This window comes from Caballeronia calidae (assembly GCF_900044055.2).
Taxonomy (GTDB): Bacteria; Pseudomonadota; Gammaproteobacteria; order Burkholderiales; family Burkholderiaceae; genus Caballeronia; species Caballeronia calidae.
On record NZ_FCOX02000296.1, the window covers coordinates 1 to 1,061 of the forward strand.

Consider the following 1,061-nt stretch of genomic DNA (forward strand, 5'->3'; position numbering starts at 1 on the left):
CCGGTGTAATTCGCGCTCGGCCGGATGATCTTGTTGTCGATGCGTTGCTCGATGATGTGCGCGGCCCAGCCCGACGTGCGCGAGATCACGAAAAGCGGCGTGAACATGGCCGTGGGCACGCCCATCATGTGATACGAAACCGCGCTGAACCAGTCGAGATTCGGGAACATCTTCTTCGCGTCCCACATCACGGATTCGAGCCGCTCGGCGATATCGAACAGCTTCGTATCGCCCGCTTCCTTCGACAGCTTCTTCGCGACTTCCTTGATGACCTTGTTGCGCGGATCGGAGATCGTGTACACCGGATGGCCGAAGCCGATCACCACTTCCTTGTTCTCGACGCGGCGCTTGATGTCGGTTTCCGCTTCGTCGGGCGTCTGATAGCGCGACTGGATTTCGTAGGCCACTTCGTTCGCGCCGCCGTGCTTCGGGCCGCGCAACGCGCCGATCGCGCCGGTGATCGACGAATACATGTCCGAGCCCGTGCCCGCGATCACGCGCGCCGTGAACGTCGATGCGTTGAACTCGTGTTCCGCGTAAAGATTGAGCGATACGTGCATCGCTTCGACCCATGCCTTCGACGGCGCGACGCCATGCAGCAGATGCAGGAAGTGCCCGCCGATGGAATCGTCATCGGTTTCGACTTCGATGCGCTTGCCGTTGTGCGAATAGTGATACCAGTACAGCAGCATCGAGCCGAGCGAGGCCATCAGGCGGTCGGCGATATCCTTCGCGCCCGGCGTGTTGTGGTCGTCCTTCTCGGGCAGCAGCGTGCCGAGCACGGAGACGCCGGTGCGCATGACGTCCATCGGATGCGCGGACGCGGGAATCCATTCCAGCGCGGCCTTCAGATTCGCGGGCAGTCCGCGCAAAGCCTTCAGCTTCGTCTTGTACGCCTTCAGTTCAGCGGCGTTCGGCAGCTTGCCATGCACGAGCAGATGCGCGATTTCTTCGAACTCGGAAGTCGTCGCGATATCGAGGATGTCATAGCCGCGATAGTGCAAGTCGTTGCCGGTCTTGCCGACCGTGCAGAGCGCGGTATTGCCCGCCGTCACGCCGGA

General features: G+C 61.5%; 1 protein-coding gene. It reads right to left on the reverse strand.

What is annotated here, in order from left to right:
* Nucleotides 1-1,061 (reverse strand): bifunctional 2-methylcitrate synthase/citrate synthase (gene prpC, locus AWB78_RS42745; protein ID WP_062613337.1); only part of this gene is annotated, 1,061 nt, incomplete at both ends.